23 protein-coding genes, 6 tRNA genes and 1 pseudogene are annotated in these 25,739 nt (G+C 72.2%); 23 read left to right on the top strand and 7 right to left on the bottom strand.

What is annotated here, in order from left to right; genetic code table 11:
* Window positions 1-166 precede the first annotated feature (166 nt).
* The 7 genes from MNY62_RS20755 to MNY62_RS20785 are packed head-to-tail and all read left to right on the top strand — an operon-like array spanning window position 167 to window position 5,459.
* Window positions 167-637 carry a hypothetical protein gene (locus MNY62_RS20755; protein WP_242346265.1) on the top strand — a complete coding sequence of 157 codons (471 nt, stop codon included), beginning with the start codon at window positions 167-169 and terminating at the stop codon, window positions 635-637.
* A gap of 59 nt (window positions 638-696) precedes the next feature.
* The gene (locus MNY62_RS20760) at window positions 697-1,191 is read left to right on the top strand and encodes a regulatory protein RecX (protein WP_242346266.1); all 495 of its coding nucleotides are present in this window, start codon (window positions 697-699) and stop codon (window positions 1,189-1,191) included.
* Between the two features lie 56 nt (window positions 1,192-1,247).
* On the top strand, window positions 1,248-2,024 hold the full coding sequence (locus tag MNY62_RS20765; protein WP_242346267.1) for an outer membrane protein assembly factor BamD: 777 nt from the start codon (window positions 1,248-1,250) through the stop codon (window positions 2,022-2,024).
* On the top strand, window positions 2,008-2,814 hold the full coding sequence (locus tag MNY62_RS20770; protein ID WP_242346268.1) for a nuclear transport factor 2 family protein: 807 nt from the start codon (window positions 2,008-2,010) through the stop codon (window positions 2,812-2,814). The genes MNY62_RS20765 and MNY62_RS20770 overlap by 17 nt, the downstream gene beginning before the upstream one ends.
* Window positions 2,815-2,853: 39 nt before the next feature.
* Window positions 2,854-3,552 (top strand): tetratricopeptide repeat protein, encoded by a 699-nt coding sequence (locus tag MNY62_RS20775; protein WP_242346269.1) that lies wholly within the window; start codon window positions 2,854-2,856, stop codon window positions 3,550-3,552.
* A gap of 49 nt (window positions 3,553-3,601) precedes the next feature.
* Window positions 3,602-4,651 carry a selenide, water dikinase SelD gene (selD, locus tag MNY62_RS20780; RefSeq protein ID WP_242346270.1) on the top strand — a complete coding sequence of 350 codons (1,050 nt, stop codon included), beginning with the start codon at window positions 3,602-3,604 and terminating at the stop codon, window positions 4,649-4,651.
* A gap of 58 nt (window positions 4,652-4,709) precedes the next feature.
* Window positions 4,710-5,459 (top strand): N-acetylmuramoyl-L-alanine amidase family protein, encoded by a 750-nt coding sequence (locus tag MNY62_RS20785; RefSeq protein WP_242346271.1) that lies wholly within the window; start codon window positions 4,710-4,712, stop codon window positions 5,457-5,459.
* 11 nt (window positions 5,460-5,470) lie between these two features.
* On the opposite strand, the gene MNY62_RS20790 is transcribed toward MNY62_RS20785, so the two are convergent.
* The gene (locus MNY62_RS20790) at window positions 5,471-5,716 is read right to left on the bottom strand and encodes a hypothetical protein (protein ID WP_242346272.1); all 246 of its coding nucleotides are present in this window, start codon (window positions 5,714-5,716) and stop codon (window positions 5,471-5,473) included.
* Window positions 5,717-5,805: 89 nt separating this feature from the next.
* Between MNY62_RS20790 and rph the strand changes: the two genes are divergently transcribed.
* From rph to MNY62_RS20825, 7 genes are all read left to right on the top strand, one after another.
* On the top strand, window positions 5,806-6,522 hold the full coding sequence (gene rph / locus MNY62_RS20795; protein WP_242346273.1) for a ribonuclease PH: 717 nt from the start codon (window positions 5,806-5,808) through the stop codon (window positions 6,520-6,522).
* A 6-nt stretch (window positions 6,523-6,528) separates the two neighbouring features.
* Complete coding sequence (rdgB, locus tag MNY62_RS20800; RefSeq protein WP_242346274.1) at window positions 6,529-7,221, top strand: RdgB/HAM1 family non-canonical purine NTP pyrophosphatase; 693 nt, start codon at window positions 6,529-6,531, stop codon at window positions 7,219-7,221.
* 70 nt (window positions 7,222-7,291) lie between these two features.
* Window positions 7,292-7,365, top strand: a tRNA-Pro gene (locus MNY62_RS20805).
* 61 nt (window positions 7,366-7,426) lie between these two features.
* Window positions 7,427-7,503: transfer RNA gene (locus MNY62_RS20810), tRNA-Arg, on the top strand.
* 12 nt (window positions 7,504-7,515) lie between these two features.
* A tRNA-His gene (locus tag MNY62_RS20815) sits at window positions 7,516-7,591 on the top strand.
* Window positions 7,592-7,616: 25 nt separating this feature from the next.
* Window positions 7,617-7,693 (top strand) — tRNA-Arg (locus MNY62_RS20820).
* A 440-nt stretch (window positions 7,694-8,133) separates the two neighbouring features.
* A tRNA-Lys gene (locus MNY62_RS20825) sits at window positions 8,134-8,206 on the top strand.
* A gap of 88 nt (window positions 8,207-8,294) precedes the next feature.
* Here the strand turns inward: MNY62_RS20825 and MNY62_RS20830 are convergent.
* Window positions 8,295-8,702 carry a hypothetical protein gene (locus MNY62_RS20830; RefSeq protein WP_242346275.1) on the bottom strand — a complete coding sequence of 136 codons (408 nt, stop codon included), beginning with the start codon at window positions 8,700-8,702 and terminating at the stop codon, window positions 8,295-8,297.
* Window positions 8,703-8,768: 66 nt separating this feature from the next.
* Here MNY62_RS20830 and MNY62_RS20835 point away from each other — a divergent pair.
* The 4 genes from MNY62_RS20835 to clpX all read left to right on the top strand — a co-directional run bounded on the left by MNY62_RS20835 (window position 8,769) and on the right by clpX (window position 12,171).
* A tRNA-Leu gene (locus MNY62_RS20835) sits at window positions 8,769-8,850 on the top strand.
* A 79-nt stretch (window positions 8,851-8,929) separates the two neighbouring features.
* Window positions 8,930-10,222, top strand: a complete 1,293-nt coding sequence (tig, locus tag MNY62_RS20840) for a trigger factor (protein ID WP_242346276.1) — start codon at window positions 8,930-8,932, stop codon at window positions 10,220-10,222.
* A 17-nt stretch (window positions 10,223-10,239) separates the two neighbouring features.
* A complete protein-coding gene (clpP, locus tag MNY62_RS20845; protein ID WP_242346277.1) occupies window positions 10,240-10,854 on the top strand; it encodes an ATP-dependent Clp endopeptidase proteolytic subunit ClpP in 615 nt (204 codons plus the stop codon).
* A gap of 78 nt (window positions 10,855-10,932) precedes the next feature.
* Window positions 10,933-12,171, top strand: a complete 1,239-nt coding sequence (clpX, locus tag MNY62_RS20850) for an ATP-dependent Clp protease ATP-binding subunit ClpX (RefSeq protein ID WP_242346278.1) — start codon at window positions 10,933-10,935, stop codon at window positions 12,169-12,171.
* Between the two features lie 97 nt (window positions 12,172-12,268).
* Here the strand turns inward: clpX and MNY62_RS20855 are convergent, their stop codons facing one another.
* Both MNY62_RS20855 and MNY62_RS20860 read right to left on the bottom strand, forming a co-directional pair.
* Complete coding sequence (locus MNY62_RS20855; protein WP_242346279.1) at window positions 12,269-13,507, bottom strand: hypothetical protein; 1,239 nt, start codon at window positions 13,505-13,507, stop codon at window positions 12,269-12,271.
* 271 nt (window positions 13,508-13,778) lie between these two features.
* Window positions 13,779-15,488 (bottom strand): aminotransferase class V-fold PLP-dependent enzyme, encoded by a 1,710-nt coding sequence (locus MNY62_RS20860; RefSeq protein ID WP_242346280.1) that lies wholly within the window; start codon window positions 15,486-15,488, stop codon window positions 13,779-13,781.
* A gap of 364 nt (window positions 15,489-15,852) precedes the next feature.
* On the opposite strand from MNY62_RS20860, the gene lon reads away from it, so the two are divergent.
* Window positions 15,853-18,276, top strand: coding sequence for an endopeptidase La (gene lon / locus MNY62_RS20865; protein WP_408629100.1), 2,424 nt, complete (start codon window positions 15,853-15,855; stop codon window positions 18,274-18,276).
* Between the two features lie 77 nt (window positions 18,277-18,353).
* On the opposite strand, the gene MNY62_RS20870 is transcribed toward lon, so the two are convergent.
* Window positions 18,354-19,139 (bottom strand): class I SAM-dependent methyltransferase, encoded by a 786-nt coding sequence (locus MNY62_RS20870; RefSeq protein WP_242346282.1) that lies wholly within the window; start codon window positions 19,137-19,139, stop codon window positions 18,354-18,356.
* A gap of 56 nt (window positions 19,140-19,195) precedes the next feature.
* Here MNY62_RS20870 and MNY62_RS20875 point away from each other — a divergent pair, with 56 nt between their 5' ends.
* Entirely contained in the window at window positions 19,196-19,408 is a 213-nt protein-coding gene (locus MNY62_RS20875) for a hypothetical protein (RefSeq protein WP_242346283.1), read from the top strand.
* Complete coding sequence (gene nadA, locus MNY62_RS20880; RefSeq protein ID WP_242346284.1) at window positions 19,405-20,409, top strand: quinolinate synthase NadA; 1,005 nt, start codon at window positions 19,405-19,407, stop codon at window positions 20,407-20,409. Before MNY62_RS20875 ends, nadA begins: the two co-directional genes overlap by 4 nt.
* A 99-nt stretch (window positions 20,410-20,508) precedes the next feature.
* Here nadA and MNY62_RS20885 read toward each other — a convergent pair whose 3' ends face one another.
* Together MNY62_RS20885 and MNY62_RS20890 are read right to left on the bottom strand one after the other, a co-directional pair.
* Window positions 20,509-21,909 (bottom strand): NCS2 family permease, encoded by a 1,401-nt coding sequence (locus tag MNY62_RS20885; protein ID WP_242346285.1) that lies wholly within the window; start codon window positions 21,907-21,909, stop codon window positions 20,509-20,511.
* Between the two features lie 133 nt (window positions 21,910-22,042).
* Window positions 22,043-24,133, bottom strand: a complete 2,091-nt coding sequence (locus tag MNY62_RS20890) for a S46 family peptidase (protein WP_242346286.1) — start codon at window positions 24,131-24,133, stop codon at window positions 22,043-22,045.
* Between the two features lie 115 nt (window positions 24,134-24,248).
* Here MNY62_RS20890 and MNY62_RS20895 point away from each other — a divergent pair, with 115 nt between their 5' ends.
* Both MNY62_RS20895 and MNY62_RS20900 read left to right on the top strand, forming a co-directional pair.
* Complete coding sequence (locus MNY62_RS20895) at window positions 24,249-25,427, top strand: pyridoxal phosphate-dependent aminotransferase (RefSeq protein ID WP_242346287.1); 1,179 nt, start codon at window positions 24,249-24,251, stop codon at window positions 25,425-25,427.
* A gap of 67 nt (window positions 25,428-25,494) precedes the next feature.
* Window positions 25,495-25,739: pseudogene (locus tag MNY62_RS20900) on the top strand (MXAN_5187 family protein); the annotation flags it as partial.

Here is a 25,739-nt window from a genome sequence, read left to right on the forward strand (position 1 = left end):
CCTCCCCGTCGCTCCGCGACGGGGCCCCTCCCTGCGGTTCGCGACGTATTCCCACGTGCAAGGCGAGCCGAACACGTTGGTGCCCACACGGACCCCGCGTCGGGGCTTCCTCCGCGGGGCGAGTGGCGTTATACCCGCGGCGGTTCGCTCCACCCGGAGGTCATCCGTGTCCCGCACCTCGCTCCTCCGCGGCGCCGCCGCGGCCCTCCTCGCCGTCGTCGCCTCGGGCTGCAGCCGCTCCGGGGCGGCCATCGAGAAGACCTTGCCGGTCCTCCCCGGCGAGGCCTGGGACGGCGCGCACGCCGCGCTCTCCCGGCTCGATCCGAACGCCCATGACGCGACCGTCGCCGGTGGCCGCGCGACCACGGCGAAGGCGGAGCTCGTCATCGGGGGCGTCCGCTTCGACGAGGTGAGGATCACGGGCAAGGCGGATCTGCCCCGGGTCCGCGCGGTCTCGCTCGCGACGCGGCCGCCGTCGAGCGGCTGCGATCACATCCGCGACGAGCTCGTGAAGGCGCTCGGGCCCGCGTGGAACGTGGGCGAGACGCAGCTCGGCGCGATCACCGCGCGGCGCGAGGGGCAGATCGCCCGGATCGTCTGCAACGGCGCGGAGCTGTCGCTCACCATCGCCGGTTAGGTGCTGGGCCCCCGGCCGTACGACCGGCCCGGGGCAGCGTGCTACCCTCGCCGCGGCCGATGCCCGACGACGCCCCTCCGCTCGCGCGCGCCAAGGCGCTCGCGCTCCGCTTCCTCGCGAGCCGCGCCCGCACCGAGGCGCAGGTCCGCGCCCGGCTCGCCAAGGCGGAGCTCTCCGCCGAGGCGGACGCGGTGGTGGGCTGGCTCCGGGGCCTCGGCTACCTCGACGACGCCGCGTATGCCCGGGCCCGAGCCCGCGCGCTCGTCGCGCCCGGCCGGCTCGGCCCCCGGCTCGCGGAGCGGAGGCTCCGCGCGGCAGGCATCCCCGACGCCGCCGCCCGCGCGGCGATCGCGGGCGCGATCGGCGACGCCTCGGCGGAGGGGGAGGGCGGAGAGGTCGCGCTGTGCCGGGCGCTCGCGGAGCGCCGGGCGCGCGGAGCCGCGCTCTCGGCGCTCGACGACCGGGCGCGCCAGCGGCTCGCGCGCTTTCTCCTCGGGCGCGGGTTCGCGGGCCCGGTCGTGGCGAGGGTCCTCGGGATCTGGGAGGACGGCTGACCGCCGTCGCCTGGCGGCTGCGCGCCGGCCGGGCCTCTGTTATCCTCCCCGGCCTCATGCGCCTCCCCGCCGCCCTCGCGCTCTGCGTCCTCCTCGCCGCGTGTGGCTCGAAGCGCGTCAGCTTCAGCGGCCAGCTCAAGTACGGAGCCACGGCCGAGGCCAACTACGAAGCCGGCGTCGACGAGCTGAAGCACGACAACTTCGCCGAGGCGGTGAAGTTCTTCGAGTACGTCCGCACCAAGTACCCGTTCTCGAAGTACGCGCCGCTCTCGGAGCTCAGGCTCGCCGATCTCAAGTTCGACCAGGAGCGCTACACCGAGGCGGCCGACGCGTACCAGCAGTTCGTCACGATGCACCCGACGCACGAGGAGGTCGACTACGCGGAGTTCCGGGTCGGCGTCTCGTACCTGCGCGACGCGCCGGGGAACTTCGTGCTGTTCCCGCCGGCGTACGAGAAGGATCAACGCCAGGTGGAGAAGGCCGCCCGCGCGCTGCGCGACTTCGTGCAGGCGAAGCCCGAGTCCAAGCACGCGGCCGAGGGGAAGAAGCTCCTCGCGGAGGCGGAGGGGCGGCTCGCGAGCCACGAGTGGTACGTGGGCGAGTACTACTTCAAGCGCGGGCACTGGGCCGGCGCGGCGGGGCGCTACGAGGCGCTCGTCTCGAAGTACCCCGGCTCGCGCCACGAGGTGGAGGCGCTCATGAAGCTCGCGCGCTCCTACCTCGAGATCGACGAGAAGCACCGGGCCCGCACCGCCCTGCAGAAGCTCATCGTGAAGCACCCGCAGGACCCGCGGCGCCCGGAGGCGGAGAAGCTCCTTGCGTCGATCCGGTGAGCCGCCGGCCGCGCCGCCGCCGGAGCTCGGCGAGCGCGCGCGCGGCCGACGCGAGCGCGCCGCGCGGGTGGGCGCCCCCCACCTCGTCCCGTCGCTCGTCGCCATCGCCGCCGCCCTCGCGGTCTGGGCGCTGTGGGGCAAGGTCTCCTGCGGCGACCCCCGGGTCGCGCTGGGTAGCCCCGAGACGCAGGTGAAGGCCGCGCTCGCGAAGCAGGATCGTGCGCGGGTGCCGGACGTGTACGGCTTCCGCGCCGGCGGCGTCGCGTCGCTCCGCTCCGTGCGCTTCGCGGACGTGGTGGTCGCGATGGACGGGGGCAAGGCGCGGGTCCTCGCCGTCGTCGAGGCGGAGGGAGACGTCGCGTGGCAGGACGAGGGCGCGCGCATCTCCTACGTCGGGCGCGAGGCGTTCGAGATGACCCGCTGCAGCGCCGCGGGCTGGTGCGCCGACGGGCGTCAGTTCGCGGAGCTGAAGGGCGTGCTCGCGGCGCTGTTCCGCCGCGAGGACGCGTTCAACCGGCGCGACCCGGAGGCCTACGCGCGGCTCGTCTCGGAGCGCTACGCCGGGAACGGCGGGCGGGACGCGTTGCTCGCGCGCCTCGGCGAGGACCTGCGGGCGGACCCGCCGGCGCGCGTGCGCATCCACGCGTGGCAGATCCGCGTGGAGCGGGATCGCGCCATCGTGGGCGAGGACCAGGAGCTCACGATCGGCGACGGGCCGCCGCGCACGCTGCGCGCGCGCTACGAGCTCCTGCGCGAGGGGGAGCGCTGGGCGATCGTGTCGGGCTTGTAGCGCCGCGCGTGCTACGCTGCGCGGCCGGGAGGGTTCCCCGTGGACGACACCCTGAAGCAGGCGCTCGCGCTCGGGCGCGCCTACTACCTCAAGAAGGACTACGGCCTCGCGGAGACGTACCTGACGCAGGTCGTCGAGTCGAACCCGTCCTTCGCCGACGTCTACAACATGCTCGGGGTCGTCTACCACGACCAGGGGCAGTACCAGAAAGCGCTGCGCGCCTTCGAGGCGGCGCTCCGGATCAACCCCGGGTACACGGACGCCGCGCTCAACCTCGCCGTCACGTACAACGACACGGGCAAGTACCGCGAGGCGCAGGAGACCTACCGCCACGCGCTCTCGCGCTCGGGCGCGGCCCACGGGAAGCTCGACCGCTTCGTCCAGGGCAAGCTCGCGAACATGTACGCCGACATCGGCGACGTGTACCTGTCCGCCGGGCTCCACGACGAGGCGATCGCCGAGTACCGGCGCGCGCTCGCGCTCGGGCCCTCGTTCTGCGACGTCCGCGCGAAGCTCGCGGGCGCGCTCCGCGACGCCGGCGATCGGGAGTCGGCGATCCGCGAGTACGAGGAGGTCGTGCGGCAGAACCCCTCCTACGTCCTCGCCCGGCTGAACCTCGGGCTCGCGCTGTACGGCGGCGGGCGCAGGGACGATGCGGTCGCGCAGTGGCGCGCCGTGCTCGAGGTCTCGCCCGGCAACCGGAACGCGGAGCTCTACTTGCAGGTCGCTGGGGCGTAGCCGAGCAGGCTCCGTTGCCTGCCCGCGGGCCCGCCGGTATGGGGAACGCATGGAGCCCGAGAAGAAGATCCGGCTGACGAGCTTCAGCCACGGCGCGGGTTGAGCCTGCAAGATCCGCCCGGCGGATCTGGCGCAGGTGCTGCGCCACGTGCCCAGGATGGAAGACCCGCGCGCGCTGGTGGGGACCGAGACGCGCGACGACGCCGCCGTGTACCGGCTCTCGGACACGGAGGCGATCGTCGAGACCGTCGACTTCTTCACGCCGGTGGTGGACGACCCCTACTGGTTCGGCCGGATCGCCGCCGCGAACGCGCTCTCGGACGTGTGGGCGATGGGCGCGCGGCCGCTCTTCGCGCTCAACCTCGTCAGCTGGCCGGTCGGGAAGCTGCCGATGGAGCTGCTCGGCGAGGTGCTGCGGGGCGGGGCCGAGTCCGCGCGGCTCGCGGGCGCGCCCATCCTCGGCGGCCACTCCATCGATGATCCCGAGCCCAAGTACGGCATGGCGGTCACCGGGATCGTCCACCCCGATCGCGTCCTCAGGAACGTCGGCGCGCGCGCGGGCGACGTCGTCCTCCTCACGAAGCCGCTCGGGACCGGCATCGTGACGACCGCCATCAAGCGGGAGGAGGCCGGCGCCGCGCTCGTGGATCGCGTGATCGAGGTGATGAGCGCGCTCAACCGGACGGCGGGCGAGCTCCTCGCGGCGAGCGGCGCCGTGCACGCGCTCACGGACGTCACCGGGTTCGGGCTGCTCGGCCACGGCTGGGAGATGGCCGAGGGCTCCGGGGTGACGCTGCGGCTCCGGGCCGAGGCGATCCCGGTGCTCCCCGGCGTCCGGGAGCTGGCCGCGAAGGAGGTCGTGCCCGGCGGCTCGCGCGCGAACCTCGCCTGGGTCCGGCCGAACGTGCACTTCGCCGAGGGCCTCCACCCGACGACGCCCATCATCCTCGCCGACGCGCAGACGAACGGCGGGCTCCTCGCCGCGGTCGATCCGAGCCGCGCCGCCGCGCTGCTCGAGGCCCTCCGCGCGGCCGGCGTGGAAGCGGTCGAGATCGGCGACGTGGTCGCCGGCGAGCCGCCGAGGATCGAGGTCCTGTAGCCGGCGAGCCGGGGCCGGGGCGCAGCCCCCGTGAGATCCTCTGCTAGAATCCGGGCCGATGCTCGCCCCGCTCGCCGCCGCGCTCCTCCTCGCCGCCGCGCCGCGCGCGCCCGGGTTCGTCGCCGTGGTGGATCCGGGCCACGGCGGCGATCAGGAGGGGGCGCTCTCGCCGCTCGGCGACAAGGAGAAGGACGTCGCGCTCGAGATCGCGCGCCGCGTGGCCGCGCGGCTCCGGGCGATCGGCGGCAAGGTGGTGCTCACCCGCACCGGCGACATCGCCGTGCCGCTCGCGAACCGCGCCGCGATCGCGAACGCGCTCCGCGCGGATCTGTTCGTCTCGGTGCACCTCAACTCCATGCCGTCGGCCGAGGCGCGCAGGCACCTCGCGGGCGTCGAGACCTACTTCCTCTCCGCCGACGCGACCGACGCCTCGGCGACGGCGGTGGCCGCGCGCGAGAACGCGGATCGGCTCGCGGGAGAGCCCGTGCTCGATCCGGCCGATCCGGTCGCGGCCATCCTCCAGGACCTCGAGGACCAGGACGCGCTCGCGGGCTCGTCGCGCCTCGCGTACGCGGTGCACGAGAAGCTCGTGGGAGCGCTCGGCGCCGAGGATCGCGGCGTGAAGCAGGCGCCGTTCTACGTGCTCGCCGGGGCGCGCATGCCTGCGGTGCTCCTCGAGGTCGGCTTCATCTCGCACGACGGCGAGGCGGCGCGGCTGCGCACGCCCGCGTACCAGGAGCGGATCGCCGCCGCGGTCGCGGAGGGCGTCGCCGCCTGGCGGAACGCGACCCGCCGGGCGAGCAGGTAGGCCGGCCGCGGTCAGCGAGCCGGCGGGAGCGGCGGGCCGGACCGCTCGCCCTCCGGGTAGGCTCCGGCGGGCGCGACGGGCGAGGTGTCGTCCCAGCCTCGGCAGGCGCACACGACGCAACCCCGGGTCCGGTCGGTCGCGCACTCCGGCTCGCCGATGCACCGGCGCCGCTCCTGCCCGGGGCAGAGCCCGGAGCGGTTCGCGGTGAGGCATCCCGCGGCGAGGGCGGCGGCGATCGCGACGACGAGGGGGCGCATGCGGGGCCTTCGCGGGACAGCAAAGCACGCGGCCGGGGTACGGTCGAGTCCGTGGCGCCGCCGGGCGCCGCGTGCTATCTCGCCGCCCCATGCGCACGAACGGCCGCGGCCTGCGAGATCTCCGGAACGTCCTCCTCGAGCCCGGCGTGTCGAAGCACGCGGAGGGCTCCTGCCTCGCGCGCTTCGGCGACACGCACGTGCTCTGCACCGCGACCATCGACGAGAAGGTCCCGCCGCACGTCTACGGCACGGGCGCCGGCTGGGTGACCGCGGAGTACGGGATGCTGCCGCGCTCGACCCACGAGCGGATGGCCCGCGAGGCCGCGCGGGGCAAGCAGGGCGGCCGGACGCTCGAGATCCAGCGGCTCATCGGCCGCGCGTTGCGCGCCGCGATCGACCTGCGCGCGCTCGGCCCGCGGACGATCACGCTCGACTGCGACGTCATCCAGGCGGACGGCGGCACGCGCACGGCCGCCATCACCGGCGGCTACGTGGCGCTCGTCCTCGCCGTCCGCGCGCTGCAGCAGAAGAAGACCGTCGCCCGGAACCCGGTCGCGCGGAGCGTCGCGGCGGTGTCGGTCGGGATCGTCGAGGGCGAGGTCTGCGTCGACCTCGACTACGGCGAGGACTCGACGGCGGAGGTGGACATGAACGTCGTCGCCACCGGCGACGGCGCGCTCGTCGAGGTGCAGGGGACCGCGGAGGGAAAGCCGTTCCCCCGCGCCGACCTCGACCGGATGGTCGACGCTGCGCTCGAGGGGATCGGTCGCCTCAAGGAGCACCAGGAGCAGGCGCTGCGGAGGTAGTCCACGGTGGACCTCTTCTTCGCGACCACGAACCCGGGCAAGCTGCGCGAGCTGCGCCGGCTGGTCTCCGGCCTCTCGATCCGCGTCGTCTCGCCGGAGGATCTCGGGCGCGAGCTCTGCGAGGTGGAGGAGGACGGCGCGACGTTCCAGGCGAACGCGGAGAAGAAGGCGGCCGCGTATGCGCGGTTCGCCGGCATGCACGCGCTGGCCGACGACTCGGGGCTGTCGGTGGACGCGCTCGGCGGCGCCCCCGGCGTCCGCTCCGCGCGCTGGTCCGACGAGGATCCCGGGCCCGCGCCGGCGAGCCCCGTGTGCGAGCTCGCCGAGGCGGCCGCCGCCGAGCTCGGCCCGGTCGCGGGGCGCGCCGCGCGCGACGAGCGGAACAACGACAAGCTGCTCCGCTCCCTCGGCGGCCTGCCGGACGAGCGGCGCGGCGCGGAGTACGAGGCGGTCCTCTCCGTGGCGCGCGCAGACGGGACGATCGTCGCGAGCGTGACCGGGGTCTGCCGCGGACGCATCGGGCACGCGCGGCGCGGGACGGGCGGGTTCGGCTACGACCCGCTCTTCGTGCCTGCGGCGCAGGACGGGCGGACGATGGCGGAGCTCTCGCCCGAGGAGAAGGACGCGCTCTCGCACAGGGGCGACGCCTTCCGGAAGCTCCGTCCGGTGCTCGAGCGGATCGCGCGCGAGGGCGCTTGACGCCAGCACGGCGAGAGGCTACAGACGGGCGTTCTCGGAAACGGGGTGGCCTCGGGCCTCCTCCAGCGTCCGGGGCGTAGCGCAGCCTGGTAGCGCGCCTGCCTTGGGCGCAGGAGGTCGCGGGTCCGAATCCCGCCGCCCCGATCTTTGACAGCATGGGATGGCCGGGACGGCCGGGCAGCTCGCGCGGCGTCCCCAGCAGTATGCGCCCGTAGCTCAGATGGATAGAGCGTCGGCCTTCGAAGCCGCAGGTCGGGGGTTCGATTCCCTCCGGGCGCGCCAGATCGTATTACGGTGAGTATAGCTCAATCGGTAGAGCACTGGACTGTGGATCCGGGGGTTAAGGGTTCGAGCCCCTTTACTCACCCCATTTGTTTTCAGCACGAACTCTTCACGCGCCCGTAGCTCAGCTGGATAGAGCAGCGGCCTTCTAAGCCGCGGGTCGGGGGTTCGACTCCCTCCGGGCGCGCCATTCGCGTTCGGCGCGGAGGCGCAGCCGGATGAGGCTGCGCCGGAGCGCGACGGGGGTCCGGGGGCGAAGCGACGCAGCGACGCCGCAGCCACGGCGACGGTCGCGCGAAGCCCCCGGTAAGAAGCCCGGGGGTTCGACTCCCTCCGGGCGCGCCATTCGCGTTCGGCGCGGAGGCGCAGCCGGATGAGGCTGCGCCGGAGCGCGACGGGGGTCCGGGGGCGAAGCGACGCGGCGACGCCGCAGCCACGGCGACGGTCGCGCGAAGCCCCCCGGTAAGAAGCCCGGGGGTTCGACTCCCTCCGGGCGCGCCAATCGCGTTCGGCGCGAAGGCGCAGCCGGATGAGGCTGCGCCGGAGCGTGGCGGGGGTGCAAAGCCGCCGTTGACATACTGCGAGGACGCTGCTAGATACGCGGCCCCTCGGCCATCCCGAGCAGCACTCGGGCGCATAGCTCAACTGGCAGAGCAATGGACTCTTAATCCATAGGTTGAAGGTTCGATTCCTTCTGCGCTCACACGACGGGGATCTGGCGAAAGCCGGGTCCCCGTCGACCTTTTCTGGTGTCGCGCTCGCGCGGAGAAGCCGGGGCGCGGTCGGGCCGGCTAGTCCTTCTTGCCGCCCTCGATCACGCCGAAGCGGGGGCGCTTGCGCTCGGGCGGGCGCAGGATGCCGCCGATGATCGACGGCCAGGGCAGGGCGCAGTCGAAGCGGCGGCCGCGGAACGTAAGCTCCGCGCGGACGCCCCACTCGTCGAGCAGCACCTCGCGGGCGTCGCGCCCGGCGACGAGGTTCAGCCGGACGAGCTCCTCGTCGTGCAGGTAGTCGGGGAGCTCCACGCCCGGCGCCGCCGGCGCGACGATCACGCACTCGATCGCCTGGGCAGCCCGGCAGGCCTCCAGCATCTCGGGGTAGCGGCGCTGCAGCGCGTACAGCTCGAGCACCCCCTCCGCCCACGCGGGGCAGCCGGGCAGGCACTTCTCTTCCGGGGGATGCTGATGGACGACCGTCACGGGCCCTCTCGTACTACAAACCCGGGCCGTCGTCTGCGGCGGGCGTGGTAAACGTCGTCGCCACCGGGGCGGGTGGCGGAACTGGCAGACGCACCAGACTTAGGATCTGGCGCCGCGAGGCGTGAGGGTTCGAGTCCCTCCCCGCCCATTTCGCGCTTGACCGCGCCCGCCCGGCGCACATAGCACTACCGGCTTTCCGCCGATCCCGCAGAAGGGCCCGAAACGACATGAAGATCCAGGTCGAGAACGTCTCCCCAGTCGAGAGGAAGGTCAGCATCGAGGTCGATCCCGACCGCGTCGCCCAGGAGCTCGAGCGCGCGTACGTCGGGCTGGGGCGGCGCGTGAAGCTCCGCGGCTTCCGCCCGGGCAAGGCGCCGCGCAAGGTGCTCGAGCGCCAGTTCCGCGCCGAGGTCGAGAGCGAGGTCCTCGAGAAGATCGTCCAGCAGACGTTCTCCGAGGCCGTGAAGGTCGAGTCGATCCCGCTCGTCGCGCCGCCTCACGTCTCGGTGTCGGAGGGCGTCTCGGACGGCAAGCCGGTCCGCTACACCGCGCGTGTCGAGGTGAAGCCCAGGATCGAGCCCAAGGACTACCGCGGCCTGGACGTCACCCGGAAGCCGCCGGAGGTCACCGACCCGATGGTGTCCGACGAGCTGACGCGCCTCCAGGAGTCGATGGCACAGCTCGTCCCGGCCGAGGGCCGGTTCGAGGCGCAGGAGGGCGACTGGGCGGTCGTCGACCACGAGGGGACGATCGAGGGCAAGCCGTTCGAGGGCGGGAAGGCCGAGGGCGTCACCGTGAAGGTCGCGCCGGGCGCGATCTCCGAGGGGAACCTCGAGGCCCTGAAGGGCAAGAAGCTGGGCGAGACGGTCGAGCTCGACGAGCCCTTCGCGGCGGATCACCGGGTCGAGGAGCTCCGCGGCAAGGTGGCCCACATGAAGGTGACCCTGAAGGCGCTCAAGACGCGCCAGCTCCCCGCGCTCGACGACGCGCTCGCGAAGGAGGTCGGCATCGAGGGGATCGAGACGCTCGACGCGCTGCGTGCGCGCATCCGCGCGGATCTCGAGAAGCGCGAGAAGCGTCGCGCCGAGACCGAGGTGAAGGACGCCCTCGTCAAGGCCGCGCTCCAGAAGAACGAGTTCGAGGTCCCGCCCGCGCTCGTGGAGCGCGCGATCGACGCGATGCTGGAGGGTGCGGCCGAGCGGTTCGCCCGCTCCGGGATCGACATCCGCCAGCTCGAGCTCGACTTCGCCCGCATGCGGGCGGACATGCGCGAGCAGGCGCTGCTCCAGGTCCGGGGCGCGCTCCTCCTCGAGGCGATCGCCGACGCGGAGAAGATCGAGGTCACGGACGAGGACTTGCAGGCCGAGGCCGCGCGCATCGCGGAGGAGCTCGGGGCGCCCCTTGCGAAGGTCCAGCAGCAGATGCGCGGCAAGGACGCGCGGGAAGCACTAAAGAACAGGGTACGGGAGGACAAGGCGCTCGCCTTGCTGTCCTCGTCCGCCAACTTCCAGTCCGCCTAGAACCGGGGTCCCCTGCCATGCCCTACATCCCGATGCCGTACGTCGTCGAGCAGACGCACCGCGGCGAGCGCAGCTACGACATCTACTCGCGCCTGCTCAAGGACCGGATCGTGTTCCTCGGTACGCCGATCGACGACGACGTCGCGAACGTCGTGATCGCGCAGCTCCTGTTCCTCGAGTCCGAGGACCCGGACAAGGACATCAGCCTCTACGTCAACAGCCCGGGCGGCTCGGTGACCTCGGGCCTCGCGATCTACGACACCATGCAGTACGTGAAGCCGCAGGTGTCCACGATCTGCCTCGGGCAGGCGGCGAGCATGGGCGCGTTCCTCCTCGCGGGGGGCGCGGCCGGCAAGCGCTTCGCCGTGCCGAACGCGCGGATCATGATCCACCAGCCCATGGGCGGCTTCCAGGGCCAGGCGACCGACATCGACATCCAGGCGCGCGAGATCCTGCGGCTCAAGGCGAAGCTGAACGACATCCTCGCGAAGCACACCCGCCAGCCGCTCGAGCGCATCGAGAAGGACACCGACCGCGACTACTTCATGGGTGCCGGCGAGGCCAAGGAGTACGGCCTCATCGACGACGTCATCGTGCACAAGCCGAAGGCGACGGAGAAGAAGTCGCAGTAACATTCGAAGAGGGCGTCGCGCCGGGGTACCCCGAGGGGCAGCAGCCGGGTGAGCGTGCTCGTGACGAGGAGGTAGGCTTTGGAGAAGCGCGAGACCTTGAGCTGCAGCTTCTGCGGAAAGTCGCAGAAAGAGGTCAAGAAGCTCATCGCCGGACCGACGGTCTACATCTGCGATGAGTGCATCGGCCTCTGCAACGACATCATCGCGGAGGAGATCGCCGGCGAGGAGAAGCGCGAGCAGAAGCTCCGCGTGCCGCGCCCGTCGGAGATCAAGATCATCCTCGACGAGTACGTGGTCGGGCAGGAGCGGGCCAAGAAGACGCTCGCCGTCGCCGTCCACAACCACTACAAGCGCATCGAGAGCCGCGTCTCGATCGACGACGTCGAGCTGCAGAAGTCGAACATCCTCCTCCTCGGCCCGACGGGCTCGGGCAAGACGCTGCTCGCGCAGACGCTCGCCAAGATCCTGAACGTCCCGTTCACGATCGCGGACGCGACGACGCTCACCGAGGCGGGCTACGTCGGCGAGGACGTCGAGAACATCATCGTGAACCTGCTGCAGGCCGCGGATCACGACATCGAGCGGGCGCAGAAGGGCATCGTCTACATCGACGAGATCGACAAGATCGCCCGCAAGAGCGAGAACCCCTCCATCACCCGCGACGTCTCGGGCGAGGGCGTGCAGCAGGCGCTCCTCAAGATCATCGAGGGGACCATCGCGAACGTCCCCCCGAAGGGCGGCCGGAAGCATCCGCAGCAGGAGTTCCTGCAGGTCGACACCACGAACATCCTCTTCATCTGCGGCGGCGCCTTCTGCGGACTCGAGCAGATCATCGAGCGCCGCTCCGGCGGGCGCAGCCTCGGCTTCGGCTCCGACGTCACCTCGAGGAGCGAGAAGAACATCGGCGAGCTGCTCGCGATGGTGGAGCCGGACGACCTGCTCAAGTTCGGGATGATCCCCGAGTTCGTGGGGCGGCTCCCAGTCATCACGAGCCTCGAGGAGCTCGACGAGCCGGCGCTCATCGAGATCCTCACGAAGCCGCGGAACGCCCTCGTGAAGCAGTACAAGAAGCTGCTCGAGATGGACGGCGTCTCGCTCAAGTTCACGGACGGCTCGCTGAAGTCGATCGCCCGCGCGGCCATGAAGAACAAGGCCGGCGCTCGCGGCCTGCGCGCCATCCTCGAGAGCGCGATGCTCGACATCATGTACGACGTGCCGAGCCGCCGGAACGTCCGCGAGATCGTGATCTCCGAGGACGTGATCGACAAGAAGGAGGCGCCGCTCGTGGTGATGCAGAAGGAGGCGGAGAGCGCGTAGGCTCCCGCCGCCGCGCCCGCTCCATCGACGGGGCCGCCTCCGGGCGGCCCCGTTCGCTCATGGCGCGGCGCCGGCGTGCGCCCCGCGTCCTGGAGGTTCAGTCGCCCGCGAGGAGCCCGGGCCACCAGCGGTAAGTGCACGCCTCCCTCCCGGACTGCTGGACGACCGTGCCGTCCCAGCCCTGGTCGGCGACGCGCGTCGTGCAGCCGCTCGCGTCCTCGTGCAGCACGACCCGCCCGCAGCGCCGCCCGGATGGAGAGAGGAGCTCGATCTCCTGCGTGCAGGAAGGCGCGCCGAGCCCCGGCGGCGGGAAGAGGGCGTAGCCGCGATTGCCGCGCGTGAACCGGTAGGTGAAGCCCTCCCGCTCCACGAGCCAGGACGGCGCCGGCTGCAGGGTCGTGCCGAGGTGGGCGATGCGCGAGGTCCACGTCGTGCCGATTCGCACGGCGATGTCCCCGTCGAGCAGCGGCTCCAGGGCCCAGTTCCCGTCCAGCAAGGGCGCCACCCGCTCGACCGGGCCGAAGTCGCCGTATTCGACCCAGCCCGTCGCCACGAGCCGGCACGCGATGTCCGTCCAGGCCACCTCGAACGAGCCCGTTCCCTGCGACGAGACGTGCAGCGCCTCGCCCCGGTTCGACACCCCGCACGCCATCGCGAGCGGCTCGCTCCCCATGCTGCCCACGCCGACGTGGGTCCGGCAGCGCACCTCGCCGGCGGCGTCGAAGCGCGTGACGGGGACGGCGTGGAAATGGTTGTGGAACTGGTCGACGCCGGCGACGTCGCTGACGGAGCCGCCGAGCGGATCCTCGCAGAGAGCGGCGCGGAAATAGGACGTTCCCGGATCGGTGGTGAGCCACGTGCGGCTCACGCTGCTTGCGTCGGGCGAGACCGACAGGTGGTCCACCTCGTACGGCCGTTCGGAGGACACGTCCAGCGCGTGCCAGCCGGACGGCTCGGGCTCGAGTGGCCAAGCGGAGAAGCTGCCGCGGACGCTCCCGTCCGCCGCGAACGTGTGCCACGTGACTCGTCCGGCGGCGTCCCTCGCGGCGACCGCCACGTGGCCCGTCCCGTCAGAGATGCCTCGGTCACAGACGCTCCCCGCCGCCGGATCGAGCGTCACCGTCACGGGCGAGGGCGCCGTCGATGGAACGAGTCCGGCGCACTCGTCCGAGGAGTCGAGCTGCTCGAAGGTCACGGTCGCCGGGGTCGGCTCCGGGGTCGGGGTCGGGGTCGGCTCGGGCGTGGGTTCCGGGACCGGTGTTGGCGAGCCGCCGTTGCACGCGAACGCGAACGACAGGACGATCGCGCACGCGGCGGCGGGGAGGGAGGAGGTCATCTCGTGCCTCCGTGGCGAGAGCCAGCAAGCCCACTCTCACGCAGAGCGACGCAGGCAACAAGCCGCCAACGGCTGCGGCGATGCGCGTGCGGGCGGTCGTACGCCGCGCCGTCAGTTCCGTACGCGGCCGCGTCTGCGCGTCGTGTCCGCCCGCCGCCGAGCCGGAGGACGCCTCGCCCGGCGGACAGGAAGGTCGCTCGCCAGGTCCCCGACCGGGCCCGCGAGGCCCCGTCTCCGGCGGGCGAGCCGTCCGCAGCTCACGGGCGGCGGGTCACTGAGCGTGGACGTAGCGGAACCACGCGAGCCGATCGGCGAGCGCCTCGCCCGTCGGCGCGTTCCAGCGCGGCGGCGCCGCCGCCCAGCGCGCGCGCAGCTCGGTCGCGCGCCCGCGCGCCTCCGCGAGGTAGCTCCGGCGCAGCGCCGCCGCGTCCGCGTCCGAGAGGGGCGGCTCGGCGGGCGCGGCGGGGCGCGCGAGGTCCGCGAGGTCGGTGACCCCGAGGTCGATCGGCAGGGGATCCGGGGGCGCGGGCTCGACGAGCCGCCAGATCCCGTCCATCCAGCCGAGCCGGTAGAGCGGCACGAACGCCTCGCCGTCGTCGGCGAGGAGCTCGATCGCGGAGAGGAGGAAGTCCACCTCCTCCGCCGTCGCGTGGTAGGGCAGGGAGATCCGGACCCAGCCCGGCTTCAACGCCTGCACGCCCGCGGCGATCGCGCGGCGGAACTCGGCGGAGCGATCCGGGCCGATGCCGAGGAGCCGGTGTCCGTACGGCCCGGCGCAGGAGCAGCCGGCGCGGCTCTGGATCCCGAACAGATCGTCGAGGAGGGTCGAGACGAGCCCGTGGTGGAGCCCCTCCACGTTGAACGACAGGATGGGCAGGCGCGGCCCGCCGGCCGGGCCGTAGAGCCGGACGCGCGGGTGGCGGCGCAGGCGCGCGCAGGCGGTCTCCGCCAGCGCGACGTCGTGGGCGAGGATGCGCTCCGGCCCCACGAGCTCCTTCACCAGGAACGCGAGCCCGGCGCGGACGTCCCCCAGGATGTCGGGCGTCCCGCCCTCCTCGCGCTCGGCGAGGTGGTGGGTGTAGTCGACCGAGAGCCGCGCGTGCGACCCGGGCGCCTCGCCGGGCCCGACGTAGTCCACGGTGCCCCCGCCCGGCCGCTCGGGCGCGCGGCTGCGGAACAGCTCGCGATGGGCGACGAGCACGCCGGAGCCCTCCGGCCCGCCCAGGAACTTGTGGGTGGAGAAGAAGATCGCGTCCAGCCGCTCGGCCGGATCCGCCGGGTGCATGTCGACCGGAACGTACGGCCCGGCCGCGGCGTAGTCGGCGCAGGCGAAGAAGCCGTGCGCGTGCAGGACGCGCGCGATCGCCGGCACGTCGGAGAGCGCACCGGACACGTTCGAGGCGGCGGAGAACGCGCCCACGCGGAGCGGTCGGCCGGCGTGCGCCCGGGCCTTGCGTGCGAGATCGTCGAGGTCGAGGCGGCCCGCGGCGTCGAGCTCGACCTCCACGACGTCGGCGATCGACTCGAGCCAGGGGAGCTCGTTCGAGTGGTGCTCGTACGGCGAGACGAGCACGATCGGCCGCTCGTCGTCCGGGATCGCGCGGGAGAGGGAGTAGCGGCGCTCGAGCGGCTCGGACACGCGCAGGCCGAGGAGGCCGACGAGCTTGTTCACGGCGGCGGTCGCGCCGCTCCCGACGAACAGGACCACGTCCTCGTCGGAGGCGTGCACGCAGCGGGCGATGGCGCGGCGGGAGTCCTCGCGCAGGCGCGTCATGGTCCGGCCGGTGATGGAGAGCGCGGTGTGCGTGTTCGCGTAGAGCGGCCGCGCCGCGGCGATCCGCGCCTCGACGAAGGAGAGCGCGCGTCCGGAGGCGGTGAGATCGGCGTAGGTCACGAGCCGCGGACCGAAGGGCGTCGTGACGACGGTGCGCCGGCCGAGCTCGGAGGCGCGGAGGAGGGCGGTGGCCTCGGAGAACGTCATCGCCCTCGGTTGTAGCCGCCCGGACGGCAGCGCGCCAAGCAGGCGATCTCGCGCCACCCTCGCCGGCGGATCGCCTGCCGGGAGACGGCGCCGCCCCGCGCGGGAATCGCCCTGGCGTGCGCGCCGTTCAGGGGCGGGTCGTCTCCGCGCCGCCACGGAGGGGCGCCGCCCGGCTCGCGCGCGCTGCCCCGCCCGGCGCTCCCGGGAGCGCTCGCGGTGTGCCCGGCCGGGCACGCGAAGTCCCTCTCTGGTGACCACGGTTCGGCTCGAAGAAGCCCGGCCGGTCCGCTGTTACATGGTGGTAGAAATCTCGAACCGCCGGCGGGTTCCCCCGCCTGGTCTCAAGGAGCAGAACGACGTGCCCATCTTCTCGCGCAACGACGACGGCAAGAGGGACGGGAAGAAGAGCCGCAGCCTGCCGCTCCTCCCGCTCCGCGACATCATCGTGTTCCCGCACATGGTGGTGCCGCTGTTCGTCGGCCGACAGAAGTCCATCGCCGCCCTCGAGGAGGCGATGGCCCATGACAAGACCATCCTCCTCTGCGCCCAGAAGAAGGCGAAGACGAACGAGCCCTCCGCCGACGACATCTTCGCGGTCGGGACGATCGGCACGATCATCCAGCTGCTCCGGCTGCCCGACGGCACCGTGAAGGTGCTCGTCGAGGGCAAGCTCCGCGCGCGCGTGAGGCGCTTCCTCGACTCCGAGCGGTTCCTGCTCGCGGAGGCGGAGGAGATCGAGGAGACGAGCGACCGGACCGTCGAGCTCGAGGCGCTGATGCGCTCCGTGCAGTCGACGTTCGAGGCCTACGTCAAGCTCAACAAGCGGATCCCGCCGGAGATGCTGACGAGCGTGGCGTCGATCGACGATCCCGCCCGGCTCGCCGACACGATCGTCGCGCACCTCTCCCTCAAGCTGAACGACAAGCAGTCGATCCTCGAGACCGAGTCGCCCACCAAGCGGCTCGAGAAGCTCTACGAGCTCATGCAGGGTGAGATCGAGATCCTGCAGGTCGAGAAGAAGATCCGGACGCGCGTCAAGAAGCAGATGGAGAAGACGCAGAAGGAGTACTACCTCAACGAGCAGATGCAGGCGATCCAGAAGGAGCTCGGAGAGCGCGACGAGTTCAAGAACGAGATCCAGGAGCTCGAGGAGAAGATCAAGAACAAGAAGATGTCGAAGGAGGCCACCCTCAAGGCCAAGAAGGAGCTCAAGAAGCTCAAGATGATGAGCCCGATGAGCGCCGAGGCCACGGTGGTGCGCAACTACATCGACTGGATCCTCTCGCTCCCCTGGTACGAGTACACCGAGGACAAGCTCGAGATCCCCGAGGCCGAGCGGATCCTCGACGAGGATCACTACGGGCTCAGGAAGCCGAAGGACCGAATCCTCGAGTACCTCGCCGTCCAGAAGCTCGTCGACAAGATCCGGGGCCCCATCCTCTGCTTCGTCGGGCCCCCCGGCGTCGGCAAGACCTCGCTGGCGCGCTCGATCGCGCGCGCGATGAACCGCAAGTTCGTGCGCATCAGCCTCGGCGGCGTCCGCGACGAGGCGGAGGTCCGCGGCCACCGGCGCACGTACATCGGCGCGCTGCCCGGCAAGATCATCCAGTCGCTCAAGAAGGCGGGCTCCGGGAACCCGGTCTTCCTGCTCGACGAGGTGGACAAGATGTCCACCGACTTCCGCGGCGATCCCTCCGCCGCGCTGCTCGAGGTGCTCGACCCGGAGCAGAACCACAGCTTCAACGACCACTACCTCGATCTCGACTACGACCTCTCCAAGGTCATGTTCATCTGCACGGCGAACACGATGGGGGGGATCCCCGGGCCGCTGCAGGACCGCATGGAGGTCATCCGGATCGCGGGGTACACGGACCTCGAGAAGCTCTCGATCGCCCAGCGCTACCTCATCCCGAAGCAGCGCGAGGTGAACGGGCTCGAGAGCGTGCCGGTGGAGTGGAAGCGGCGCGCGCTCAAGGCGCTCATCCACAAGTACACGAAGGAGTCCGGCGTCCGCTCCCTGGAGCGCGAGGTCGGCTCGGTGTTCCGCAAGATCGCGAAGGACGTCCTCAAGAGCGGCTCCCTCGAAGGCAAGCAGTACGTCATCACCGAGAAGGCCGTGCAGAGGTACCTGGGGCCGCCGAGGTACCGGTACGGCACCGCAGAGGAGGAGGATCAGATCGGCCTCACGACGGGCCTCGCCTGGACCGAGCTCGGCGGCGAGCTCCTCACCGTCGAGGCGCAGGTCATGCCCGGCAAGGGCAAGCTCATGATCACCGGCAAGCTGGGCGAGGTGATGCAGGAGTCCGCCCAGGCCGCGATGAGCTACGTCCGCTCCCGCGCCGATCTCCTCGGCCTCGACAAGCGCTTCCTCGAGAACGTGGACATCCACGTGCACGTGCCCGAGGGCGCCATCCCCAAGGACGGACCCTCCGCCGGCATCACCATGGCGACGACGCTCGTCTCGGCGCTCTGCCGCTTCCCGGTCCGCAGGGACGTCGCGATGACGGGCGAGATCACGTTGCGCGGCCGCGTCCTGCCGATCGGCGGGCTCAAGGAGAAGGTCCTCGCGGCGCACCGCGGCGGGATCAAGAAGGTCCTCATCCCCAAGGAGAACGCGAAGGACGTCCGCGAAATCCCGAAGAAGGTCCGCGAGCGGCTGCAGATCGTCACGGTGGAGAGCGCCGACGACGTGCTGCGCGAGGCGCTCGTGCTCGAGCACCCGGAGACGTTCCTGCGGCGCGCGCCGGAGGAGCCGCGGGAGCACGCGGAGACCGCGGCCCAGGCGTAGACGCCGAGGCTCGCGATCGCGGGACCAGAACCGGCCGGGCGCCCGCGGGCGTCCGGCCGTTCCTGCTTCCAGGCTCCTTACGCCGGCTCGAGCCGCGCGTAGTAGCGGTGCGCGCCGCGCGCGCTCGGCAGCGGGACGAGGCCGAGGCGCGCGAGGTCCCAGCCCGGCGCGCCGTCCTTCACGACGACCCAGCGGCGCGCGACGCGGCGGGCGGCCAGGATCGCGTCGGGCGCGAGCGGCCGCGCCTCGGCGAGCAGGCGGACGAGGTCGAAGCCCCCGGGCTCCGGCCGGGCGTGGCGGAACATCGGGTCGAACACCACCACGTCGAAGCTGCGCGGGGGGAGCGCCGCCAGCGCGGCCGCGTGCTCCGCCGCGCGCACCTCGACCCGGCGCGCGGCGGGGTCCGCGTGCCGGGCGAGCCCCTCGGCCACCCACGCCGCGAGCGCGGGCGACGCCTCGAGCCCGACGACGCGGCCGTGCGGGCCCGCCGCCACCGCGGCGACGAGGGCGTCCGCGCCGAGCCCGAGGGTGCAGTCGAGGATCGCGTCGCCCGGGCGGACGTCGGCGGCAGAGAGGAACGGGTCCGGCGGGCCCGCGTCCTCGCCTCGGAGCGCCGCGGAGACGCGCTTCGCGCGGAGGGCGCCCATGCCGGGGGACCAGCGGTGCTCCTCTCCCTCGACCCGGAGCGCCGCGTGCCGGCTCGAGAGCACGAGGAGCGCGTCCGCGCCCGCCTCCGACCGCACCGAGTCGAGCGAGCGGCTTCCCCGCGCGGCGTAGGGCAGGCGATGCCGCGCCGCGGCGACGCGGGCGGCGGCCTCCTCGGCCGGGGAGGGACGGAGCGGGGTGGTGACGGCGAGCTTCACGCAGGGGTCCCGGGACGGTTGTGGTCGCTACGCAAGAGTTATATAAGAGTTCCCGAATGATGACGAGGAAGCCCAACGGGCGCGCCGCGAAGGTCCGCAGCTTCTCGGCGACGGACGAGGACACGGCCATGCTGGAGGCCGTCGCCCGCTACCACGGGTTCTCCAAGTCGGCGACGCTCGTGGGGCTCGTCCGCCGCGAGTTCTGGCGCCTCTTTCCCGCCGGCACGGGCGACATCAAGCCCGCGCGCGGCGCCCGGGTGAAAGAATGACCCTCCCCGCCTTCCCCATCCACGACCCCGTCGCGAGCCCCGAGTCCGGCAGCGACCTCCCGCCCGACGACGTGCGTGAGCTCGAGGAGGAGATCCGCGCGCTCGCGCGGGAGAAGGACGCGGTCATCCTCGCGCACAACTACCAGCTCCCCGAGATCCAGAAGATCGCCGACCACGTCGGCGACTCCCTGCAGCTCGCGATCACCGGCAAGAAGGTCCCGCAGTCCACGATCGTGTTCTGCGGCGTCCACTTCATGGCGGAGTCGGCGAAGGTGCTCGCGCCGGAGAAGCGCGTGCTCCTGCCGAACCTCTCGGCAGGCTGCTCGCTCGCGGACTCGATCACGCCGGAGTCGCTCGAGGACTGGAAGGAGCGCTACCCGGACCACGCCGTCGTCACCTACGTGAACTCCACCGCCGAGGTGAAGTCGCTCTCGGACATCTGCTGCACGAGCGCGAACGCGGCGTCGGTGGTCCGCTCGCTGCCGCAGAGCAAGATCCTGTTCACGCCGGACCGGAACCTCGGCAACTGGGTGAAGGGCAAGGTGCCGGAGAAGGAGATCGTGGTCTACGACGGCTGCTGCCCCGTGCACGACGTGCTCCGCTCCGCGAACGTGAACCGGGTCAAGGACGCGCGACCAGAGGCCGTCGTCATCGCGCACCCCGAGTGCCGCGCCGACGTCATCGACATCGCCGACGAGGTTTGCTCCACGACCGCGATGCTCACCGCCGTCGAGAAGCACCGCGAGGCCCGGACGTTCATCGTCGCGACCGAGCACGGCATCGTCTACCAGATGAAGAAGCGCTGGCCCGACAAGGAGTTCATCATCGCGGACGGCTGCATCGGGTGCCGGATGCACTGCCCGTACATGAAGATGATCGACCTCGTCATGATCCGCGACGCGCTCCAGCACGGGAAGCACGAGATCGAGGTCCCGCTGGACGTCGCCGAGGGCGCGCGGAGGGCGCTGGAGCGGATGATCGCGGTCCCGCGCGACTCGTAGCGACGGCGCTCGGGGCCCCGAGAGCACCGCGGCCCCGCCGGCGCGAAGCCGACGGGGCCGCAAAGATCTCGGGCTGGAATCGCGGCGTGCGCCGCGGCGCTAGCCGATCGCGAAGTACACGAGGAACGCGACCGCCGCGCCCGCCATCAGCGGGTGGATGTCGCGGACTCGGCCGCGGAGCAGCTTCAGGAGCACGAACGACACGAACCCCGCGCCGATGCCGTTCGTGATCGAGTAGGTGAACGGCATGACCGTGAAGGTGAGGAACGCCGGGATCGCCTCGGTCGGGTCTTCCCAGGGCAGCGCCCCGACGTCGCGCATCATGAGGAAGCCGACGAGCACGAGCACCGCGCCGGTCGCCTGCGGCGGCACGACGCCCGCGAGCGGCGAGATGAAGAGGCAGAGCGCGAACAGCGCGCCGGTGACGACGGAGGTGAGCCCGGTCCGTCCGCCGGCCGCCGCGCCGGCCGCGCTCTCGGCGTAGGTCGTCGCCGACGACGAGCCGGAAGCACCGCCGACGACGGCCGCGAGGGAGTCGATGAGGAGGACCGTGCCCGGGCGCGGGAAGTTGCCCTTCTCGTCGAGGTACTTCGCCTCCTGCCCGACCGCGACCACGGTGCCGACCGTGTCGAAGAAGTCGGACAGCATGAGCGAGAAGACGACGAGCGCCGCGGAGGCGCCGCCGAGCGCCTGGATGAACCCGAAGTCGAAGTGGCCGAGCTGCCCGAAGTTCGGCAGCGCCACGGGCGACGTCGGCAGCACGACCTCCCACGGCTTGAACCCGGCCGCGGCGCCGAACATCGCCTTCGCCGCGATGGCGACGGCGGTCGAGGCGCCGAGCGCGATGAGCAGCGCGCCGCGGGCGTTCCGCGCGACGAGCCAGCCCGCGAAGACGAGGGTGAGCGCGAACAGCACGATGGGGAAGCCGCGGAGGTGCCCGGCCTGTCCGAGCGCGACGGGCACCGGGTCCGCGACGTTGCGCGAGATGAACCCTGCGTCGACGAACCCGATGATGGCGAGGAAGAGGCCGATGCCGATGCCGATCGCCCGCTTCATGCTCAACGGCACGGCGCGGACGACCGCCTGGCGGAGCCCGGTCGCCACGAGCGTGGTGATGACGAGGCCCTCGGCGACGATCACGCCCATGGCCTGCGGCCAGGTGAGACCCCGGGCCGCCACGAGCTGGAACGCGACCACCGAGTTGAGGCCCATGCCGGCGGCGAGCGCGAGCGGCAGGTTCGCGAACACGCCCATGGCCAGGGTCATGAGCGCAGCGACGAGCGCGGTCGAGGTGAGCAGCGCAGGCTGCGAGAGCTTCGCGCCGGTCGCGTCGGCGACGCCGCCGAGGATCGCCGGGTTCACGAAGACGATGTACGCCATCGTCACGAACGTCGTGGCGCCGGCGAGGATCTCGCGGCGCACCGTCGTGCCGCGCGCCGTGAGGCCGAAGAAGCGGTCCAGGGCGCCGGTGGGGGCGGTGGGCTGGGTGTTCGGGGGCATGTCGTTCTCGTGGGCGGGTAGGGCGATGGAAGGCGGCGGAGGATAGCAGGGGGGCGCACTGACAGGAACCGGGCAAAAAGGAATGGCCCGGGCGCCTCACGGAGGCACCCGGGCCAGGTCCAGCTCGGCTCGACTACTTGCTCGCCGCGCGCGCCGGCTTCGACGCCTTGCCGCCCTTCGCGGGCGGGCGCAGCTCCTGCACCACGCGGTCGGCGCCGTAGATCTTCGTCAGCGCCTCGATGAGCGCGTCGGAGTGGACGGCCACGGTGCGGTTCACCGCGGGATCGAAGCCGTAGTCGCCGCCGAGCGACTGGATGTTGCCGTCGAAGACGAGGCCGACGATCTCCGCGTTCTTGTTGATGACCGGCGAGCCCGAGTTGCCGCCGATGATGTCGTTCGAGGTGACGAAGTCGAACCGGGTCTGGAGGTTCAGCCGGTCCTTCGTGGCGAGCCAGCTCTCCGGCAGCGCGAACGGATCGCGCCCGGTGTTGCGCTCGTACGCTCCGGCGAACGTCGTGAACGGCTCGACCTTCTTGCCCTTCTCCATCCAGCCCTCGACCGCGCCGTACGAGAGGCGCAGCGTGAACGTCGCGTCGGGGTAGGTGGTGCGCCCCTGGACCGCGAAGCGCGCCTCGGCGATCCGCTCGTGGTTCTTCTGCACGACCGACTCGACCTCGTCCTCGAACGCCTTGCGGACGGCGCGCGCGTCGGGGTCGACCGCCGCGGCGAGCGCGAGGAGCGGGTCGTTCGCGGCCTTCACCGCCGCCTCGCCGCCCTCCCACAGCTGCTTGCGGACCGCCACGTCGCGGAGCTTCGTCGTCTCGACCACCCGCTTCGCGACCTCCTGCGGCGACTCCTTGCCGAGCAGCTTCTTCACCACGGGGTGATCGGGGCCGAGCCGCTCGCGGATCTTGGAGAGCGAGTGCCCGAGCAGCAGCGTCTCGAACTCGGGGTAGATGGGCGCCTCGCTGAACAGCTCCTGCGTGAGGGCCGGGAGGTTCGAGTCGCGGAACTCGCGGAGGCGGTCCGGGTTCGGCTTCGGGCGCTCCACCGCGCCGCGGACGAGGTCCCGCGCGATGGCGAACAGCGTGCTGTTCCGGAACCCGCCCTCGAGCGAGTTGTACTCGTCGCGGAGCTGGAGCACCCGGTCCTGCGCCTTCGCGATCGCGTCGAAGGCGGGCAGCGCGTCCTTCCCGCGCGGATCCTTCGCGAGCTGCGCCTTCAGCGCCTCCTCGTTGGCGGCGAGGGAGCGGAAGAAGGCGCGGTCCTGGAGCGAGAGGAGCCGGCCGCGGAGCGCCTTGTAGCCGTTCTCCACGTAGAAGAGGTGGGCGTTCGAGATGCGCTTCTGCTCGGGGCCGAGCAGCTGGAACCCGGTGAGCAGGCCGCGCAGCTCGGCGAGCTGCTGGAGCCGGTCGGGGAGCACGACGTCGCGCTGCGTCTCGAGCTGGGCCACGGTGAGCGCGCGGTCGGTGCCGCCCGGGTGGCCGGAGACGAACGTGAGCTCACCCGCCTCGGCGCCCTTCTGCGACCAGCGGAAGTGGTTCTTCATCTTCGCCGGCTTGCCGCCCTGGTAGACGCGCAGGAACGACACGTCGAGGTCGTAGCGCGGGAACATGAAGTTGTCGGGATCGCCGCCGAAGAAGGCGATGGCGAACTCCGGCGCGAACACGAGCCGCACGTCCTGGAACCGGCGGTACTTGTACAGGTCGTAGACGCCGCCCTGGTAGAGGGTCACGACGTCGCAGCGCAGGTCGGCCGAGGTCTGGCACTCCTTCTCGATCCGCGCCATCTCGCCCTGCAGCGCCTTGTGGTACGCCTCGCCCTCGAGCCCCTTCGTCGCGGCGCGGACCCGCTGCGTGACGTCGCTGATCTGGACGAGCTGGTTCACCTCCACCGTCGGGCACTTCACCTCGTCCGCCTGGGTCTTCGCGTAGAAGCCGCTCTTCACGAAGTCCTTCTGCGCGGTCGAGAGCTGCTCGATGCACTCGTGCGCGCAGTGGTGGTTCGTCATCACGAGGCCGTCCTCCGAGACGAAGCTCGCGGAGCAGCCGCCGGCGAGGCGCGCCGAGGAGAGGCGGGCGTTCTCGAGCCAGGCGTCGCTGGGCCGGAACCCGTACTTCTTCTCCACCTTGTCGCTGGGGAACGCGTCGTAGGTCCACATGCCCTCGTCCGCCACCGCGGCGAGGGGCGCGAGCAGCGCGAGCGCGACGACCAGTCTCTTCATGTTGCCTCCGGGGAGAGTGCCGGGGCGCTTTTCCCCGGTTGCCGGCGTCATAGGACCGGCCCGGGAGTGAGTCAACTAAGCCGGAAACGTGACGCTGCCGCGGTAGGATCCCGTCGTGCTCTCCTCGCGCACCGCCTGGGATCTCGCCGCAAACGCGCTCGCGGCGCGCACCGACGCGCTCCGCGCGAGCGGCCGCCCCATCCTGGATCTCGCCGAGTCGAACCCGACCCACGCCGGCCTGGCCTGGGCGCCGGAGGAGCTCGCCGCCGCGCTCGCCGACCCGCGCGTCGCGTCGTACGACCCGGCGCCGCAGGGGCTCCCCGCCGCCCGGGAGGCGGTCGCGCGTTACCTCGCCTCGCGCGACGCGGTCGTCGACCCGGAGCGGATCCTCCTCACCGCCTCGACGAGCGAGGCCTACGCGCTCCTCTTCAAGCTCCTCTGCGATCCCGGCGACGAGGTGCTCGTGCCGGCGCCGTCGTACCCGCTGCTCGACCTCCTCGCCGATCTCGAGGCGGTCCGGCTCGTCCGCTACCCGCTGCGCTACGACGGGAGCTGGCACCTCGACCTCGCCGCGCTCGAGGCGGCCATCGGGCCGCGCACGCGCGCCGTCGTGGTCGTCTCGCCGGCGAACCCGACGGGCGCGGTGCTCGACGCGGACGAGCTCGCCGCCCTGGATCGCCTGTGCGCCGCGAACGACCTCGCGCTCCTCGGGGACGAGGTGTTCGCGGACACGGCGCTCCGGCCCTGCCCGAGCGTCGCCGCCGGCGACCGCGAGGCGCTCGCGTTCCACCTCTCGGGGCTCTCCAAGGTGTGCGGGCTCCCCCAGCTCAAGGTGGGCTGGATCGCCGCTGCGGGGCCGGCGGCGCGGGTGGGGCCCGCGCTCGCTCGCCTCGAGGTGGTCGCAGACGCGTACCTCTCCGTGTCCGGGCCGGCGCAGCTCGCGCTGCCCGGGCTCCTCGCGCGACGCGAGGGCTTCCTCGCGCCGCTCCGCGCCCGGCTCGCCGCGAACCGTGCCGCGCTCGCCGGTGTCCACGGCGCGGCGGCGGACGTGCTCGCGTCCGCCGGCGGCTGGACCGCGGTGCTCCGCATCGGCGAGACGCGGGACGAGGAGGCGCTCTGCCTGGACCTCCTCGACGAGGGGGTCGTCGTGCATCCCGGGTTCTTCTACGACTTCGAGCGGCCGGGCCACCTCGTCGTGTCGCTGCTCCCTCCGCCGCCCGTGTTCGCGGAGGGGATCCGCCGCGTGATCGATCGCTGCGGCCGCGCCGATTTCGCGAGTGGTTCCGGGCGATAGCGGGCGTCCGGCGCACGCGCCGCAGGTTTGACACCCCTTCGACCCCCGGCCTATAAGCCGAGGGGCAATGAACCGGCTCAAGCTCTGGCTCTTCGCGCTCGTCGTCGTCGCGGCGGCGGGCGTGGCGGTGCACCTCCATACCCGCACGATGCGTGAGAACGCGCTCGCGGCCGTGGACGCCGGCGTCGCCGCTGCCACCCAGCAGGTCGGCGCCGCGAAGAGCGCGCTCGCGCACGACGCCGCGGCGACGGACCCCGCCGCCCGGGGCCGCCGGGCACGCCTCGCCGCGCCCGCGGCGTCGGACCCGGCCTC

Origin of the sequence: Anaeromyxobacter terrae (genome assembly GCF_022690685.1) — a bacterium.
Lineage (GTDB): Bacteria > Myxococcota > Myxococcia > Myxococcales > Anaeromyxobacteraceae > Anaeromyxobacter > Anaeromyxobacter terrae.